The sequence below is a fragment of the Phormidium sp. CCY1219 genome (assembly GCF_035615515.1).
GTDB lineage: Bacteria > Cyanobacteriota > Cyanobacteriia > Cyanobacteriales > Laspinemataceae > CCY1219.
Map to the genome: position 1 here is coordinate 40,836 of NZ_JAJENT010000531.1, position 17,878 is coordinate 58,713.

14 protein-coding genes are annotated in these 17,878 nt (G+C 52.0%); 8 read left to right on the forward strand and 6 right to left on the reverse strand.

Going from position 1 to position 17,878, the window contains the following annotated elements:
- Positions 1 to 26: 26 nt before the first annotated feature.
- Positions 27 to 1,472 (forward strand): GTP-binding protein, encoded by a 1,446-nt coding sequence (locus LKK83_RS14525; RefSeq protein WP_324631905.1) that lies wholly within the window; start codon positions 27 to 29, stop codon positions 1,470 to 1,472.
- Positions 1,473 to 1,644: 172 nt separating this feature from the next.
- Here LKK83_RS14525 and LKK83_RS14530 read toward each other — a convergent pair whose 3' ends face one another.
- Positions 1,645 to 2,196, reverse strand: coding sequence for an HD domain-containing protein (locus LKK83_RS14530; RefSeq protein WP_324631908.1), 552 nt, complete (start codon positions 2,194 to 2,196; stop codon positions 1,645 to 1,647).
- A gap of 125 nt (positions 2,197 to 2,321) precedes the next feature.
- Between LKK83_RS14530 and LKK83_RS14535 the strand changes: the two genes are divergently transcribed.
- The 3 genes from LKK83_RS14535 (at position 2,322) to LKK83_RS14545 (ending at position 7,558) form a co-directional block, all read left to right on the forward strand.
- Positions 2,322 to 3,215, forward strand: a complete 894-nt coding sequence (locus LKK83_RS14535; protein ID WP_324631909.1) for a hypothetical protein — start codon at positions 2,322 to 2,324, stop codon at positions 3,213 to 3,215.
- 291 nt (positions 3,216 to 3,506) lie between these two features.
- Entirely contained in the window at positions 3,507 to 3,899 is a 393-nt protein-coding gene (locus LKK83_RS14540; protein ID WP_324631910.1) for a hypothetical protein, read from the forward strand.
- A 203-nt stretch (positions 3,900 to 4,102) separates the two neighbouring features.
- Positions 4,103 to 7,558, forward strand: a complete 3,456-nt coding sequence (locus LKK83_RS14545) for a tetratricopeptide repeat protein (protein WP_324631911.1) — start codon at positions 4,103 to 4,105, stop codon at positions 7,556 to 7,558.
- A gap of 1 nt (position 7,559) precedes the next feature.
- Here LKK83_RS14545 and LKK83_RS14550 read toward each other — a convergent pair whose 3' ends face one another.
- Positions 7,560 to 7,742: a hypothetical protein gene (locus LKK83_RS14550; protein WP_324631912.1), complete on the reverse strand. Its 183-nt coding sequence runs from the start codon at positions 7,740 to 7,742 to the stop codon at positions 7,560 to 7,562.
- A 13-nt stretch (positions 7,743 to 7,755) separates the two neighbouring features.
- On the opposite strand from LKK83_RS14550, the gene LKK83_RS14555 reads away from it, so the two are divergent.
- The 3 genes from LKK83_RS14555 (at position 7,756) to LKK83_RS14565 (ending at position 10,400) form a co-directional block, all read left to right on the forward strand.
- Complete coding sequence (locus LKK83_RS14555; RefSeq protein ID WP_324631913.1) at positions 7,756 to 9,135, forward strand: hypothetical protein; 1,380 nt, start codon at positions 7,756 to 7,758, stop codon at positions 9,133 to 9,135.
- Positions 9,136 to 9,413: 278 nt separating this feature from the next.
- Positions 9,414 to 9,929 carry a DUF7733 domain-containing protein gene (locus tag LKK83_RS14560; RefSeq protein ID WP_324631914.1) on the forward strand — a complete coding sequence of 172 codons (516 nt, stop codon included), beginning with the start codon at positions 9,414 to 9,416 and terminating at the stop codon, positions 9,927 to 9,929.
- Between the two features lie 81 nt (positions 9,930 to 10,010).
- Positions 10,011 to 10,400, forward strand: a complete 390-nt coding sequence (locus tag LKK83_RS14565) for a hypothetical protein (RefSeq protein ID WP_324631915.1) — start codon at positions 10,011 to 10,013, stop codon at positions 10,398 to 10,400.
- Positions 10,401 to 10,550: 150 nt separating this feature from the next.
- On the opposite strand, the gene LKK83_RS14570 is transcribed toward LKK83_RS14565, so the two are convergent.
- From LKK83_RS14570 to LKK83_RS14585, 4 genes are all read right to left on the reverse strand, one after another.
- Positions 10,551 to 10,808, reverse strand: a complete 258-nt coding sequence (locus LKK83_RS14570; protein WP_324631916.1) for a hypothetical protein — start codon at positions 10,806 to 10,808, stop codon at positions 10,551 to 10,553.
- A gap of 223 nt (positions 10,809 to 11,031) precedes the next feature.
- Positions 11,032 to 13,056, reverse strand: coding sequence for an HlyD family efflux transporter periplasmic adaptor subunit (locus LKK83_RS14575; RefSeq protein WP_324631917.1), 2,025 nt, complete (start codon positions 13,054 to 13,056; stop codon positions 11,032 to 11,034).
- 117 nt (positions 13,057 to 13,173) lie between these two features.
- A complete protein-coding gene (locus LKK83_RS14580) occupies positions 13,174 to 16,206 on the reverse strand; it encodes a peptidase domain-containing ABC transporter (RefSeq protein WP_324631918.1) in 3,033 nt (1,010 codons plus the stop codon).
- Positions 16,203 to 16,961, reverse strand: a complete 759-nt coding sequence (locus LKK83_RS14585) for a peptidylprolyl isomerase (RefSeq protein WP_324631919.1) — start codon at positions 16,959 to 16,961, stop codon at positions 16,203 to 16,205. The genes LKK83_RS14580 and LKK83_RS14585 overlap by 4 nt, the downstream gene beginning before the upstream one ends.
- A 443-nt stretch (positions 16,962 to 17,404) precedes the next feature.
- On the opposite strand from LKK83_RS14585, the gene LKK83_RS14590 reads away from it, so the two are divergent.
- Positions 17,405 to 17,557, forward strand: a complete 153-nt coding sequence (locus LKK83_RS14590) for a hypothetical protein (protein ID WP_324631920.1) — start codon at positions 17,405 to 17,407, stop codon at positions 17,555 to 17,557.
- The last annotated feature ends 321 nt before the right edge of the window (positions 17,558 to 17,878 follow it).

A 17,878-nucleotide genomic window follows, 5' to 3' on the forward strand; every position in this document is an offset into this window, starting at 1 on the left:
CCCCCAACTCATCCCAATCCCCGCCCATGGGAACCGCTTCCCCTCGGCAAGATCCGCAGATTAACAGCGCCCGCGCCAGCATCCGGCAAGCTCTGTCCTGGTATTCCCACATTCGTCGCAACAGACGCGGGGAAATGGACGTCAAGCAGCAGGCGCAGATACAAGCGCAACTCGATCGCCTCTCGGCGACCCTGGAAAAGCTCGATCGCCATGTGCTTCGCATCGCCGCCTTTGGGTTGGTCAGTCGCGGCAAATCGGCGGTGTTGAATGCACTGATGGGTGAGAAAATCTTGACCACCGGCCCGACCCATGGGATTACCCAATGGCCGCGATCGGTACAGTGGAATGTGGCCGACAATTTACCGGTGGAGTTAATCGATACCCCGGGACTGGATGAAGTGGAAGGTCAGGCGCGATCGGAAATGGCGCGCAATGTGGCCCAGGCGGCAGATTTGATTCTGTTTGTCGTCTCTGGCGATATTACCCGCACCGAATACGACGCCCTGTGCGAATTGCGCCGCACCCAGAAGCCGTTGATTTTGGTGTTTAATAAAGTTGACTTGTATCCGGAGCAAGATCGGCGGGCAATTTACCGACAGTTACAGTATTTTGCCTCGGCGAAGCAGAAGCGCACCGTCCCAGAATGGGAGGATGATTGGCGTGAGGCGGAGGCAAAAGCACCCGTAGACCGTCTCCCGCACCAGGAAGATATTGTGATGGTATCGGCAGAACCGGCTCCCTTGCAAGTGCGGGTGGAATGGCCCGACGGGCAGGTGTCATACGAGTGGGAAACGCCACCAGCACAAATTGACGAGTTGAAACAGAAAATTTTGCAGGTGGTGAACCAGCAAGGGCGATCGCTATTGGCGATTAATGCCTTGGTGCAGGCCAGAGAGGCGCAGGAAGCATTGGCTAATTGTAGCATAGAAGCGCGCGAAGAGCAAGCGGAACAGTTGATTTGGCGCTTCGCTCAGTATAAGGCGTTGGTGGTGGCACTCAATCCGATCGCTGTGGTGGATTTGATGGGCGGTGCGATCGCTGACTTGTTGCTGATTCGCGCCCTGGCCCGGTTATACGGATTGCCGATGACTGGCTACGAGGCGGGAAAACTCTGGCAGCAGATTTTATTTAGCAGTAGCGGTTTGTTGCTGAGTGAGTTGGCAAATGGGTTGTTTATGGGGTTTGGCAAGAGTGCGGCGGCGATTGTCGGCGCAACTGGCGATGTGGGCGGGATTACCGGCTATGCTGGTGCGGCGATCGCTCAAGCTTCAATGGCCGGTTTCGGCACCTACAAAGTGGGACAAGCCGCACAAGTATATTTAGCACAAGGCTGTACCTGGGGTCCTTTAGGTGCCAATACGGTCATCCAAGATATTTTATCTCGCGTAGAACCCAATACCGTCCTCTATCGCCTGCGCCAAGAGTTGCAGCAGCAGTTGGAATTTCAATCGAACGAAAGTAGCAACTTCTAATCCCTCCCCCCATTCACCCCACCGTAGGGTGCGTGACCCCCGTCACCCCATCCCTGGGACAAACCCCCAAATCCACGCCAGGGCGTCACGCACCACACCATATTTTTATCCCCATAATTCCAATTAAAAAACTCTCAAAATGCAATAAATTATCCAATAAAAAACAGATTGTCTATAGCAATTTCAAGCGCTCCACTACAGCAGCAAACTGACGGGTCAACCAACTTTCTTGCAAGCGCTGCTGATAAATTTCGGCGAGAGTCGAGCCAAACCAAATCAATTCCGGGCGCGATTTGCCGAGGCTAAGATATCCATTGGCAAAGTTATCGTATTTATCCGCTAAAGAAACGCGCAATACGGAATCAGAACTGGATGCGACTTGCTGGATATACCGTTGCTTGCGTTCTTTCCACGATCCGGTGCGATCGCATTCCGTGCAACCGCGAACGATCGCCGCCACTTCCGCGCCAAATTCCACTTCCAGGGTATGCAATCCTGCCTCGATCGAGGGGGCCACATCCTCGGCGTAGTCGTGCAACCAGCCGGCGATCGCTTCCGATTCGCTACCCCCTTGCAGCCAAACGTAGCTGGCGACGGCTTGGGGGTGTAAGATATAAGGAAGATCGCGATGTTTGCGCTGTTGGTAGCGGTGAGCGCTGAGGGCAAACTGCACCGCGCGATCGTAGCGTTCGGAATATTGGGGAAAATCGGAAAATCGAGCCATAATCTTGATTCTATCCTTTGACTCTAATCAACTTCATCGTTTTTGGAACCCGTAAGCCGTGCAACGGGACTACAATAGAAATCAGACCCACCGATGTATGAGTCGGTTTTTACCGAAATAACGTTATGGCAAAACCTTCTATTATTGAAGCCGTGGATAACCTGCCCGAAAGCAGTGTCACCACTTACATGCTGCGATCGCTAGATTTTGTGGTTCCCGGGGAATGGGAAAACCTGGTTGGTTTTGAGAACAGCATAGCTGTAGTGACCGGCAAACATAAGGAAAAAAAGATTAAGAAAATTCGCGATCGCGCCCTTGACCTGTATAATGACTCCTCCCTGGGCTATCAGCAAGCCCTGTGGCTTTACCAAACCGTCGATCGCGCCGATACAGCCCTAGGTGCTGCAGCACTGGCGAATAAAGTCAGCGAAAAAATCGGATTTCTCGGTTTCCTCAATAAACTTACCCCGAAAGCCGACACCACGCAAACCCTGGATCTGTGCTTAAAAATTGCCGTAGAAGCGATCGCCTACAGCAAACTGCACGGCATTCCCAACTCTCCTACCGCCTTTGCCACGGCTCTATCCAACTATCATAACGAAGCGGTGATGCGGATGGCGGCATTAGTCTGCGTGGATGCCATAATTCCCCTCGGACCGGATTTCATCCAAAAAGCGAATAACACTCTCACGCAAATGAGTCCCGCCCAACTGGAAACCAATCCCACCTTTCAAACCATTAGCAGTGCAATTCCGGGCAAAAACAACAGCGGAAAACTCAACTTTTTAGGGGAAACCTTTACCTCCGTGCAAGGGTGGATGAATAAATTAGTGGCATCTCGCAATCTCAACCCACAAAACGTACTCAGTCATTTGAAGCAATTTATCGACATCGCCGACGATAAACTCGATTATGTCGCCGCTTTCCTAGATATGTCCACCAACTACTTCGAGCATACCGGCACCCAAACCGTTGCCCGGAACTTGATTTTACGCGCTGCCGAAAAGCACAAAGATTAATTTTTGTCAAGCCCTCATTGAAGGGTTGACAGACTGTCCTGTTTTGTGGTAATAAAAGCTCGCGCTACGACAAACGGCACGCGCCAGAAAGAGCCAGGAAATGCGCTTTCATCCCTGGGTTTCCCGCCCAGGAGAGGAAAGCGCGATTTTGCCTGAATTTTTTTATTCCAGGGCAATCGCATATTAACTATATGAAATCCAAAACTCAATAATTAATCATAGGCAATTGGCTATGATAAGATAACATCATACTCATTGTCTTGCAATCAAGAAACTCATAGCTTTACCCATATGCCCCAAAACACACTGACAAAAAATCGCCGGTTAACTCAAGTTGGACTGCTGCACTTGGGTCGATACCTGCGTTGGCTCAGACACCATCGGGGTTGGACATCGGTACACGATCTGGGGCAATACATCGCCACCCAAGAGTCTGAGTTGCTCAAAGAGCGCGGCAAAGACTTGTATATCGATCCAGAGTTGGTGCCGGGGATATCCGGGCCGCAGATTAACCGAATTGAGGGGGGTAAAATTACCCGTCTTGCCATAGACCAACTGATGTTGCTCATCGACGTATTAGAACCGATTCATCCTCAGACAATGGAACCGATCGGCTTAGAGAGGTTGCTCGACATTGCCACTGGGGAAGCCACCATAGAAGTGCCCCCCCTTGGCAGCGAGTAAAAGGTTCGAGCGAATTTCCAGGGTAGGCAACAATGCCATAATCGAAGGCATCGGTTGCCATCGAGCTTTTCAGGCAAGCGAAAGGTAGCAGAAAAGAATCCGATCGCTTCTTTTGGGACGATCGGGTGGATGGCAAGCGAGTTAAAATGAACCGCATATAACAAAAAGCCTCCAAGCAATCACTATCAGCCCCTCAATTCAAAATGACTAAGCCAAGTTTGCTAGACATTCTTGAATATGTCTCCGTTGCGGGATCCGTCGCCGGATCCGTAGCCGCAGTAGCGTCGCAGCAGATTATCTATGCAGCGACCCCTCTATCTCTATCCGTGGTGATTAATCTAGCTAACCGCCGTCGGTTAGCGCAGGAGAAACTCGCGGCGCACAAGGTCAGCCAAGTCAACGAGCAACTGTCCCAAGAGGTAGGAGCGTTGCGCGATCGCGTCAATGGATTGCCCACCGACAGCGAATTTAACTTCGTGCAATCAGCAGTAGCCAAACATTCCGAGACCCTAGAGGCCCTGCAGCAGCAGGTGGAAACCACCCTTTCCCTAGCCAAGGGACTCGAGCTAAATCCCTTGCGACAAGACATTGCCCGATTGCGGGAAAACTATGCCAGCGTGCAAGAGAGCCTCAGCGGGACGATCGCCCGCCTAGACGCCGTAGAAGCCGGTGGTAAAGGAACAGCGGGAATCGAACGCTTAGAAGCGGCGATCGCGCAAATCAACAGCAAAGTTGCCCAATTCCAAAACAGAGTCTCGAAAATTGAAACCCCCTCGCCCAGCACGGATTTGACCCCAGTGTTCGGGCAAATTTCCCAACTACAGCAGCAGCTCGATACTCTAGAGGAGAGAGACCTCAGCAGCATCAAGCAGCAACTCGAACAGTCAAACCAAGAACTGGCGCAACTGCGCTTAAGCGAGAATCAACAAAGGGATCCAGAAAAAATCAGCGCCCTAGAAAGCGCCATTCAGGAGCTCGATCGCCGACAAAACGCCCTGAGTGATGCCGTCACCCCGGTGCGGAATCTGAGCCATCAGCTCGAAGAACTGAGCCAGAAAGTCGCCCAGCAGCCAGAGATCGAGCAAGTGGAACAATTGCGAAGCGCATTAGCCAGCGCGATCGCCCTATTGCCAGAACTGAAAGACCACTTAGGCGAACAGAACCTGAGCCAAGCAGCATCGGCGATCCAACCGGTAGATTTAACCGGGGTAGAAGAATCCCTTGCCAAGATAGCCGAATCCGTCGCCGAAGCGATCGCCGAGATGGAACAACGGATCGAGCCACTCGAAGCCGTAAACCTCAATCGGCTGCAAGACGAGATGCAGGCACAAACCAAAGACCTAGCGCAACTGCGCGAACAACTCGTCGGCGTGCAACAAGAACAGGGGTCTTGGGAAAGCTCCCTGAACGCCTTAAGCGATAAAATCGACGACAAACTCAGCGCCGGACTGTCACCGGAGGCGATCGCGAACCTAGAAACCGCCTTTGCCACCTTGCAACAGCGAGTAGACGAGCTTTCCAGCTTGCCCTATCCCGAAATTCACGAACAAATCGAGGGACTCGATGGGCGGTTGAGCCAGTTAGCCGTGGGGATTGCCTCCCAAGACGAGCTGACCCAACTGCAGCAAGCGGTAGCAGACATCAGCGACAGGGTGACGCAACTGGACCAAACCAGCGATCGACTCGCCAGCAAAACCGAAGTGCGCGAACAGATCGCCCAAGTAGAAAGCGCGATCGCCGAGTTAAACCAAAGCCTAGAAAACGCCGGGGTAGAACAGCGCCAACTCGCCGAACAACTGCAACGTTTGCGCTACGGGGATGAATCCCAAACCAACGGCGCGCTCAGCGCCACCATCGATCGGGAAGTCACCCATCAAATCCACGACCTGATAGAGCAATTTAACGCCCGTCCCGAATTCGAGCAGATTCAAACCCTGCGAGAAAGCGTTAGCGAACTCTACGAGCACCTCGAACAACTTCCTCCCCCCAGTCAATCCACCCCAGGCACCGAACCAGAAAGCCTGCAAGCCCTTCGCCAAGAGGTCGCCGATTTGCACGCCGCCCTAGCGCGCGTCAGCGAATCCGCCAATAACTTTTCCGAAGTTACCCCCCTGCGGATCGAAAACCTCGAACGCGACATCGAACAACTCGAAACCGAACTGCGAGAATTTGCGGGGCAAATTCCCCAAGGAGAACTGCATCCGCAACTCGAACAGCTCACCCAACAGATTCAGGCAATGGTCAGCCACCCAGAAGCCTCCGAACTGCTGAGTGTGGATGGGAAAAATATGGGACTGGCGATCGCCAAAAGCGTCGAACAGCAGCTCGAGCAGATCCACCAATTGCTGCAAGGGATTCAAGCCCACGAGTACCAGCTTGTCTTCGATCGCCCCAGCATCCGCGAGCAACTCGAAACCGCGATCGACAGCACTCAACAGCGGCTGATTCTCGTCTGTCCCTGGCTCAGTCGTGCCAGCATCGACCATTCCCTGGTGCAAAAAATCGAAGAACTCCTAAAACGCGGTGCCCAAATTGACATCGGGTGGGGTCATCTGCGCGATATCGAAGCCGGCGAATTTCCCATCCGGATTAACGAACGCTGGCAAAGCGATCCGGTAGTCAAGCGGGGATTGTACGATGCCCTCAACGAGCTAGAAGCGCTGAAAGAAAGCTATCCCAACCAACTGCGCTTTAAGATTCTCGGCACCCACGAAAACTTTATCGTCCGTGACGACGCTTGGGCGATGGTGGCGACGCACCACTTCCTCAGCAGCAGCGATGCGTTACCGGAACGAGAGGTGGGATTGCGAACCAGCGATCCTCGGATTATTCGCGAGCTAACCGCCCGGTTTAGCGAACCGACTCTTAACCCCGCCAATGCCAGCGCCTATTACAATCGCGGCTTCGAGCGGTTGGATATTGGGGATTATGCCGGGGCGGTGGAAGATTATACCCAAGCGATCGCGATGAATTCCAACCAGCCCACGGCGTATAATAACCGAGGTTTGGCGAAGTTTCACATGGGAGATATTGAAGGCGCGATCGCCGATTACTCCCGGTCCTTGGAACTCAATCCCCAAGAATCGGTGGTGTATTTCAATCGCGGGTTTGCCCGGTTCGATGGCGGGGATTATCAAGGCGCGATCGCCGATTACAGCCAAGCGATCGCCCTAACTCCCGAACAAACCGGCGCTTACTTTTACCGAGGCGAAGCTTACGGGGTGCTTGGCGATTACGCACGGGCCCTCGAAGATTACAGCCAAGCGATTCAATTGAATCCTCACGATGCGGTGGCTTACAATAATCGCGGATTGGCGCGGTATAACCAAGGGGACTATGCCGGCGCGATCGAGGATTACACCACCGCCTTGAGTTTGAAGCCCGAAGATGCCGTGGCATACTCCAATCGCGGCGTGGCGCGATCGGCCCGAGCCGACTATCAAGGAGCGATCGAAGACTTCGATCGGGCCATTGGTCTCAATGGAAATTATGCCGGGGCTTACAACAATCGCGGTTTGGCTCGCGCTGAAATCGGCGATATCCCAGGAGCAATGGCGGATTTACAAATCGCCGCCGACCTGTTTTCTCGCCAAGGCGATGCCCTCAATCACAGCCAAGCGATGGAGACTCTCAACAAGCTCTCCTGTACCGCCCAGTAGCCTAAACCCTTCCCCAGGTTGGGGAAGGGCGATATTTGTGGCGATGAGTTGACCGACAAGCGGGAATACAGATTCCCGCTTGGAACGTTTTAGGGGCGATCGCCGATTGATGGCCGGTGGATTTTCTCCCTCCCACCATCTGTGGCTCGCGATCGCTGTTATGATTTGGCCAGGGAATTGGCATCTTACCACAAACCATGCAAAATATCCAACCTTCTTTTCAAGCTTTGCGGGAAAACCTCCACCAGCGTCATTGGCAAGAATGGGCCGAATGGACCAGCGTGGGGGTTTCTGCAGTGGGCACCTTTGTCGCTGCATTGTCCGGACAGGTCGTCTATGCAGCGGCTCCCCTGACCCTGGCCCTGTCCTTAAATCTGGCATCGCGATCGCGCTTCAAGCACCAGCACGGACAAGAAACCAGCGCCCAAATTGCAGACCTGCGTCAGGTGGTGAATGGATTGTACGCCGCCCGGGAAGAAAAACCCGTCGCACCCCCCGTAGACTTGGATCCGTTTAAAGACGAACTGACTCAGTTGCGAAATCTGACTCAACGGTTAGAGAATAATGCGGTAAGAGAAGACGAGTGGGAGACGGTGAATGTCCGACTATTGCTGCTCCAAGAACAGATCGCCAAGCTGTGGGAAACCCTAGAGGGAGGCCCTACTTCCATCCCCACCGAATCGGTGGATGACAACGCCAATTTGCCGAGTAACTTCAGTGACGTGCAAGAGGCGATCGCGCAACTCTCGCACAATTTTTCCCACCTGCAAACCGAAGTGCAAGCGATCGCTTCCGGAAGGGAATCCACTGGCGATCGGCTGTCACCGGAACTCGAACCCTTGCTCGCGCGAGTGGCCCGGTTAGAGCAGCATAACAAAAAGATTATCAAACCCTATTTGCAGCGCCTGACGGGGATGGTGAAAAAATTGGAGAATTCCCACTCCCTCAGCGCGGTGAAAGAAAAACTCGATGGGTTGAGTTCCCAAATGGAAGGGCACCCGGAACGCCATCAAATTGAAGAATTGCAACGAGAGTTAGGACTCGCCACTGCAGGATTGAGCCAACTGGAACACCGATTCGAGGCCCTTTCCCCGCAAACCGATGCCGAGCAACTCAGCTCTTTAGAAGCGGCGATCGCCGAACTTTTTGAGAAGGTGAACGCCCTGCACGGTCAAATGCAACGTCGCCTCAGTTCCTTGGAACATGGCGAAATCGAGCGCCTTCATAAAGAAATTGATTTGCACTCTCATACTATTGTTAATTTAGAAGAGCATTATGACGAGTTGCTCAATTTGGTCAACCAATTGGGCGATCGCTTGGAAAATTTGCCCCCACCGGCGAGAATTGAATTATTGGGGGATGAATTAGTCCGCCTTTCCGAAGCGATCGCTCAGATGCAAAAAGAAATCGGCTTGCTACCTGCTTCTTCTAAAACCGAGTTCGAGCAGCAGATAGAAGAGTTAAAAACTGCGATCGCTAACCTAGAACGAAACAACCTCAAATACGTGACCAAAAAAGATTTATTGCCTCTGGTTCTCTCATTGAAGAAACTGGGACAACACAAGTTGAACTCTTAGTTGGTCATTGGTTATTGGTCATTGGTCATTGGTTATTGGTCATTTGTTGTTGGTCATTGGTCATTTGTTGTTGGTCATTGGTCATTTGTAATTTGTCATTGGTGGTTGGTTGTTGTTGGTCCGGTTGTAGAAATGGGATTAATGGCGTTTACAGGTTGGGCAAATAATTTGCATGCTTCCTGACAGGGGGAAAGGGCTGAGTGCAGCGCTTGGTAGGGGAGAAGATGCTTTTTTGGCGATAGTTTTTGTCGATATGGAGGTTGGGTAGATTAGCCGTTATGAATTATAATTTACTGCTGGAAACGATAGGGTTTTTGGCGATCGCGAATTCTTTTTTTGTGATTTTTTGGCGCAGGTGGAGAAACTTACCGCCCTATCACCTACCCGAATCGTTGCCGAGTTGGTTTACGCCGTGGTTGTATATCGTGCTGATTGTAGGGATTTTGCTGCCCGTGGGGGCATTGCTGTGGTGGGGAGTATTTTTAGGAAACCGGCTTGTGGTGGAGGCGATCGCGCCGTATTTGCTCCTTGTCGGATTGCAAGTCTTATCCGAAAGCGTCACCCTGAATCAACTGCAATCTTGCGTGTGGGTAACGGTGCCATTCGTGTATATTCCCTATCGAATTTGGCAGTTAGCCAGGGGCGCGATGCTGCTTGGGGAAGACAGTGGAACCCTTTGGGTGCAGAGATTATTGATATTAGAAATCGGGGTATGGGTTATTAATTACCTCTTAGACTTGTCAGAAATTCCGCGATTGTTGCGCTGGGATATTCAGGAGGAGTCAGAGAGATAAAGCGAGGGGTAGAAAAGTGGGGGAAATTGTGGTAAAACCGCCTAAACGGTGAGGCAAAGATACCAATGCCAACGAGAAATAATGACGAACAAGATTGCAAGACAAGCCACGGTATTTTTCAGTGAGGGCGCTTTAGGAGGGTTGACAAACTCCCTAACCGTGTGGTTATTTGGGCAATTATGGATTACCAGTGCCCTCGGGGTAAATATCGCGCCGGCACTGACCCCAAACTGGCTTTATCCGAGAATTGTGTGGGGTGGATTGTGGGGAGTTTTGTTTTTTCTTCCTATTTTGAAAAACCACCCGTTAAGCAAAGGGTTGGTGTTGAGTTTAGGGCCAACCCTTGCAATTGTTAGTAGTGTTTCCCGGGAAAGCGAAACAGGGAATGATGGGGTTGGAGTTGGGGATGTTAACCCGTATTTGTGGTATTGTTTAATGCCGTGTGGGGAATCACAGCAGCTTACTGGATAGAATACATTCGGCAGGGGAATTAGAGGGGGGAAGAGAGGCGATCGCCCATCCCCTAGCGTCGGTGAAGGGTAGGGAAACAGAAGTGCGGCGATCGCAGCCACCCCAAAATCCCGACCCCCTTTTTCTTCACCCCCAATTTCACAAAAATTCCTACAAACTCCCCTGGGAATCTGGAGCAATATCAATTCCTTTGCCTTGTTTCATCTGCTGCTGAGGGGTAATTAAATCGGTCAAATCATTAATTTCGATGCCCGTTTTCTGACCGGCTTTTTTCAGTTCTCGTTCAAAACTACTGAGATCGTCCCCATAACCGCATTGTCGTGCGGCAGCTTCCAATCCCTGATTTACACTGGCTTTTGCACAGTCAATTAACTCGACTCCTTCCAGTCGTTTCTCTTGGGGTGCCATAACTTCAGACCTATCGTACTGCTCAAAATAATTACCAGTGTATCACACTCCGTGACAAAACTCATCCCTCTGAAGGCATAAGTAGTCAGGTGGCGGTGCCCATGCGATCCGAATTTTCTCCACCCGATTCGGTATGACAAGATTCAAGTTATTTAAAATAAAAAGTCCGAACCGTTACGATTCAGACTTTTTAAGTCATCTTGACGGAGAAAACAATCGCGGTTTACTTCACCGTTTCGATAGTTCTGGCTTTGTTCGTCATGCGGCTGAGGAAAATCTGGAGAACGCTGCGTTTGCCAATTTTAATATTAGCTTGAACCGCCATCCCAGATTGGAGTTCCACCTGCAATCCGTTATTTAACAAGAATTTTTCAGAATCCAGTTCGATGGTGGCGGGGAATGCATAGTAGGGGCGAGTTTGTTCCGGTGGCAACACATCAGAACCCACACCGGTTAACATGCCGTTAACCGTGCCATATTCCGTCGCCGGAAAGGCTTCGATATTGACTTCCACCGGGACACCTTCTTCCCCTTCAGCTTTCGCCTTGCGGAGGGCATCGAGAACCATTGCCACATCTTTATTTTGGATGTAAACCGACGCTTCGAGTTCCTGATTCGGAACGATTTTCAACAGGGGTTCCGGCATCCGTTCGACCACCACATAATCTTCAGCATTGGGTTTCAAATCGAAGACATAGCCGCTGACGGGGGCTTTAATTTCTTGGTATCGCAACTGTAGATTTGCCTTTTCGAGCTGACCTTCAATTTGGGCGATGCGCTTGTCATTTTCGAGTTTGCTGCGACTCAGTTGACCATTGATATCGGAGATGCGTTTTTGGTTTTCGGCGATTTTGCTGAGGATATCTTTTCGAGAGAGAGCCTGAGTATTTTGCAGTTCTTCGCGGGATCGAGCGATCGCCACATTAATCCGCTGTTTTTCATTAGTCAGGCGCTCGATTTCCCCTTGACGGGACAGCACTTCATTCTGCAACCGCAGAACTTCCCCTTCCCGCGCCGAGATTTCATTTTCAGTTCGCAGAACTTCCGCTTCCCGCGCCGAGATTTCATTTCGCAACCGCAGAACTTCCGCTTCCCGCGCCGAAACCTCATTTTCACTTCGCAGAACTTCTGCTTCCCGCGCCGAAATCTCATTTTGACGGTTAATAATTTCCGCTTCTTGTGCTGCTAGTTGTTGCTGACGACTCAGAAGTTCTGCTTCGCGATTAGAGACTTCTGCTTCGCTTCGCAAAATTTCTTGGGCTTGACGTTCTTGTTGCAGTTCAGATAACGCACCTTCTGCCACCACCGGTTGGATGCGATCCATGATACTTTGATTGACATCGCGAGACTTTTTCGCCGTTGCCAATTGAGCTTGAGCCGTGGGAATTTGACGGCGAGCCACTTCTAACTGTTGCATGGCGCGCGGTAATTGGCGGCGAGCATTTTCCAATTGCGTTTGTGCTTTCGGTAATTGTCTTCTGGCGTTTTGCAGTTGAGCCTGAGCGGTGGCTAATTGTTGGGTAGCAATGGCTACTTGACTTTGCGCCGTGGGTAATTGGCGTTTTGCCGTTTCTAATTGCCGTTGCGCCGATTCTAATTGTCCTCGAGACACGACTAATTGTCCGCGCGCGGTGGGCAACTGATTGTTAATTTGATCGAGTTGTTTTTGCAGCTCTTCGACCTGTAGTCTTGCGGCTTGTACGCGGGAGCGATATTCTTGTTGGCTAGCGGCGAGCAATTGTTCTTGGTTGAGGTCAAATTCGCCGCCATTGCCTGCAGTGGTGCCGCCGGAAAGCTGGGCGCGTAAAAATTGATTTTCCGAGATTAAGTTGGCGCGCAGTTTGGTGAGGTTTTCCAGTTCCGAGCCGGCTTCGCCCACCGTATTGCCATTGAGGGCGGCGATATAAAACTGATTTTCTTGTTTGAGGGCGTCGCGTTGTTTTTTCAGGGATTCCACATCTGCCACCGAAGCGGTGGGGTCGAGGGTGAGTAAGAGTTGGCCTTTTCTAACCAGTTCGCCCCCTTCCACGTGAATTTCGCGCACCACGCCACCGGTGGGGGGTTTGACTTCCACCACTGCACCTTGGGGTTCTAATTTGCCCGAGGTGGGAACGGCTTGGTCTACTTTAGCCCAAGCCGCCCAAGCCACGCCCGAGGTGGTCATGCCAATAATTAACCAAATGAATATGCTAGACCAAATTGGCGATCGCTCTAAAATAACAGGTTGGTCGAAAACTGCTGATTTCATAGTGCTTATGGGTTAGGAATTAGGGGTAACAATACAGGAGAGTCGGAATCGAGAATGAAGCAATCCGGAGGAATCAAAATGCCCCTCGCTCGGTCAAGCTTCATTCCCGCTGACGTTCTATACTTGGGATTCCTGCTGTTGATACAGGCAGTAGTAGAGACCCTTGAGCGCCATTAATTCGTCGTGGGTGCCTTCTTCCACCACCGAACCTTGTTCCATCATTAGGATGGTATCGGCTTTTCTCACCGTAGACAGGCGGTGGGTGATGAAGAAGACCGTGCGACCGCGAAACGCTTCGGCGAGGTTATCGCTGACTTGGCGTTCGGAATTGTAGTCGAGGGCGCTGGTGGCTTCGTCGAGAATTAACAGATGGGGATTTTGCAGAACCGTCCGCGCGATCGCGATCCGCTGTCGCTGACCCCCAGACAAGGAAGAACCCCGTTCCCCCACCACAGTGTTATATCCATTGGGAAGACTCATAATAAAGTCGTGTGCCACAGCAATTTTGGCGGCGTCAATAATCTGATCGGTAGTGGCATCGGGATTGGTCAGGGAAATATTGTCCTGGACCGTGCCATTAAACAGCAGGGTATCCTGAAGCACCACGCCAATTTGGCTCCGCAGGGAATGGAGTTCCACCTTACTAATATCGTACCCATCCAACAGAATCCGACCACCAGTGGGTTCGTAGAGGCGTTGCAACAGTTTCATCAAGGTACTCTTACCCGAACCGCTTTGCCCCACAATGCCGACAAACTGACCGGGAGCGAAGTCCAAATTGACATTCGCCAACTGTAGGGACTTGCTGCTGGGGAAGTGGAACGACACGCCCTCAAATCGAACCGCGCCTTCAATTTCGGGTAAGGGAATATTGCTGCGGTCTTGTTCGTCTGCTTCCGGGTGAGCTTCGAGAATATCGCGCAGACGTTCCACGGACATAGCGGTTTCTTGGAAAGATTGCCACACCTGGACGAAGCGCAGCAGAGAACCGGTGACGTTTGAGGCAATAATCCGGAAGGCGATTAACTGACCCAAGGACATCTGCGGGGGGTCGCTCAAGACCATGTGGGCACCCACCCACAGCAGCAGCAGTCCGGAGAGTTTATTCAAAAAGTTACTGATCGAGCTAGCGCTGGTGGAGGTCAGGACGGTTTTAAAGCCGGCACTGATGTAGCGAGCGTAGCGATCGTACCAATTCCAGCGAGAGGTCATCTCGATGGTCTGGGCTTTCACGGTTTGAATGCCCGAGAGGACCTCCACCAAATAGGATTGGGTATCGGCATAGCGCTCGGCGCGCTTGCGGAGGAGTCGCTGGACGATGGGAGAGACGAAGACGATGAGCAGGGTAAAGAAGGGGACGGTTGCGAGGGCAACTGCCGTCATTAACAAGCTGTAGGAGAGCATGACGGCGATATAAATCACCGAGAAGAGGGCATCGAGAACCACGGTGAGGGCGGTTCCGGTGAGAAATTGCCGAATGCGCTCCAATTCGCCCACCCGTCCGGCGAGTTCGCCGACGCGCCGCTGGTCGAAGTAGTTCAGGGGGAGTCGCAGGAGGTGATCGATGACCTGGGATCCGAGGCTGAGGTCGATGCGGTTGGTGGTATCCACAAACAGGTAGGTGCGGAGCCAGGTTAGGGCTCCTTCAAAGACCGCCACGCCGACCATTAAGGCTCCCAGGATATCCAGGGTTTCGAGGCTTCTTTGGCCGATTACTTTGTCGATAATCACCTGGGTGATTAGGGGGTTGGCGAGGCCAAAGAGCTGGACGAAAAATGAGGCGAGAAAGACTTGGACGAGGATGCCTTTGTATTTGAGCAGTTCTGGTAGGAACCACCAGAAGTTGAATTTTTCTCGCTTTTCTTCGGGGGGTGGCTGTAGCAGCAGGACTTGCTGGGTGTCTGCTTCCTGCCCATCGGTGGGGGGGAGGGCTTCGAGCTGCCACTGTTGAGTGAATTTCTTGGGTTTTTTGCGGACGATTCCCCGGGAGGGGATGGCGGCCACGATTTCGCGATCGCTGATGCTGAACAATAAGGCAAAGCTATCTTTCCAGCGAATCATGGCTGGTGCTTTCAGGCGACCGAGTAGGTCTCCGGGGACATTGACCAGTTGACCGTTAAATCCCATCATGCCGGCAACTGCGCCGCAAGATTGCAGGGTGAGCTTTCCGTGGGTGTTGTACTGATTGTCCAATACGCGGCGCACTACGTCGCGGCGCACGCGAATGCCGTAGTGTTTCGCCAGCATCTCGAAGCAGGCGACGGTACCATTGATGGTGCCTTTCCCCCGAACGAAGGGGTAGCGGGTTTTCCCTCGGGTGGGTTTTTCGTCGGGTTCTGGTTCGGGGGGGCGATCGGGGGCGTAGGGAATGTCTGACTCGGTTCTCTCTACTGGGCGATCGCTGGGCACCACTTCGGCTTCCACGGGTTCGGCGGGGGCGCTCGAACCGGCGAGGTCGAATGGGGGTAAGCCGACGACTCTGGCTCCTTGGGGACTGGAGAGCTTCCCGATGCTCTCGGCATTTACCATCAGGGGGCTGCTGATTTCTAGTTCGCCGATCGCTCCCCCACTGAGGAACCAGAGGCGATCGCGCTCTAATTGGCCGAAATCCACTTTCCCTTTGGGCAAGTTCACTACCACCGAATCGGGCCAGAGTTTCAGGGTGAGTTCTTTCAGGTTGGTGGTTGCATCTGCCCTGCGTTCCAGTTCCGCTGAGAGTAGTGCAAAGACTTCACACAGGGCGGCTTGTTGTTGAAAGGCTTGCTGCAACTCGGGTTCGGATTTGAGGCGATCGAGAAAGTGTTGGGCGCTGAGGGTGATGCAAATCAGTTCGGAGGAGGCGATCGCGCTTTCTGAGGCGACGCCGCGCACTAAGGAGGCCCAGCCGAGAATTTCTCCCGGTCCTGCGAGTCGCAAGCTGACCATTGCTTCCGATCGGCTATCGCGACCCAATTCCCGCGCTTGACCTTCGTAGAGAATCGCGACTTGGGTGGGCATTTTCCCCGGTTCAAAGATGGCTTGACCAGTCCGATAGCGCAGCAGTTGGCATTTGGATGCCAGGTCTTGCAGCGCCCTATCCCCGAGGCGATCGAATGGCGGGGTTTGAGCCAGAAATGTTGCGATTTGAGACGGTGTAACGGTTGATGTCATGATTGAGAAGCTGCGCCTAACCCGATAGGTTGCAAGGAGCCAAGTTTTTGAATTTGCTCTCGCAACCAGTTTTCAAACATTTCGTTGATTAAATGCTGACGCATGGCGTCATCTAGCTGAGCTGGAATAAATTTTTCTAATCGAATAATCACAAACCATACATCTAATTGCCTTGGCGGCCATAGTTGACGGGGCTGACTAATTGACAACAGTTTACCAATTAGCGGATGAGGCTGGTTAACTGGCACCGGTCCGAGTAATCCCCCGGTTCGGCTTTCTGGTCCTTTGGAGTATTGGCGGGCGGCATCTTCGAAGCTCTGTTCTCCTTCGGAAATGCGAAAGTAGATTTCTTGCGCTAATCCGCCATCTTGGGTGCGAATTAGGGAATAGACGACGCGATCGAGGCTGCTTTTGCGCGACATAAAGTAGCTTTGCACTTTTGGCCCCCAAGTGGCGGTTTTAAATTTTTCTATCAGCAGCTTTCGCTCTACCTGTTGCACCATCATCTCTTGGGTCATGCCTTGGCTTTTTAACCAGGCTTCTCGAACTTCTGGCGAGGTCAGCTTTTGCTGCACGGCAAAGTCCTCTACCGCCCTCATGCGCTCTTCTTCGGTGCAAGAGATGTTGGCTTCGGCTATCCCGTTGTCGATGACGATTCCCCGACAAAAATCCCGCTCTAATTGATATCGTTTTAACAAATCCAGTAGCTCTTCGGCTTTGATTACCTTGTCGCCAAGTTGGAACAGGTCACTCATGTCTTACACAACCTCCGTCAGACCACAAATATAACCAATCCGAGTTGGCGCAAGCCAGGAAGATGCTTTCCCACCCAGAAACAGTTGTGGCAACCTGGTTTTTTGCCGCAACTCCTTGCAATTCCGGAGTGTGACCGGATTTTATGCCAGAGGGGGTTTTTTCTCAGGACGCTGGCCAACTTTGATTGGTTTCTTTTTCATCTTGCCCAAACATGGCGCTGTTTTACGATGGGACATCTCGCAGAATTCTCAATCAATCGCGATCGCTGTTTTTCTTTTGTCTCCATCTCGCCACCAACCGGTGCCTTTTCTGCTCGATTCTGCCGATCTTTCGCCGCTAAATCCACCCTAGCCCAGTTTCTCGTTCATTGTAACAACTATGACTATTGTCGGGGTTAAATTGCCAGGAGAAAATATTCTCCCACATCTGTGTTGCGAAAATCATGCCAGAAATCAATGCCGACAACCCCCAATTCGATCCCGATTTGACTGGGAAGTTTTGTTGCACATGCCCTTCCCTTTCCCCCATGCCCCACCGGCGATCTCGCCGCAACTTCGGCATTGCCAGTGGCGCGATCGCCCCTCTACCAAGCTAAAATATCCCCCACACTGCCCTATGCTCCCCCTCCTCCCACCTCTCCGGTTAAAATTCCCTGTGCGCCAACCGCTTCAATTCCCACCGCCTACAGCCCACCGGATTTTTTGAATCTTATCAAGTTTCACATTGCCTTCGCCAATCCCATTACCCTCGCGAAAGCTCAATCTACATCCAGAAAAAAGAGATAAGCAAGTAATGCATTGCACACAAGTCCTGCCTGACGCATCGGATTCATTGTAGGAGATCGCCCCAGGGATTGTCAACCCCCAATTCTTAATTCTTATTTGTTTGATAGATTAATGGGTATCGAGTCTCGGAG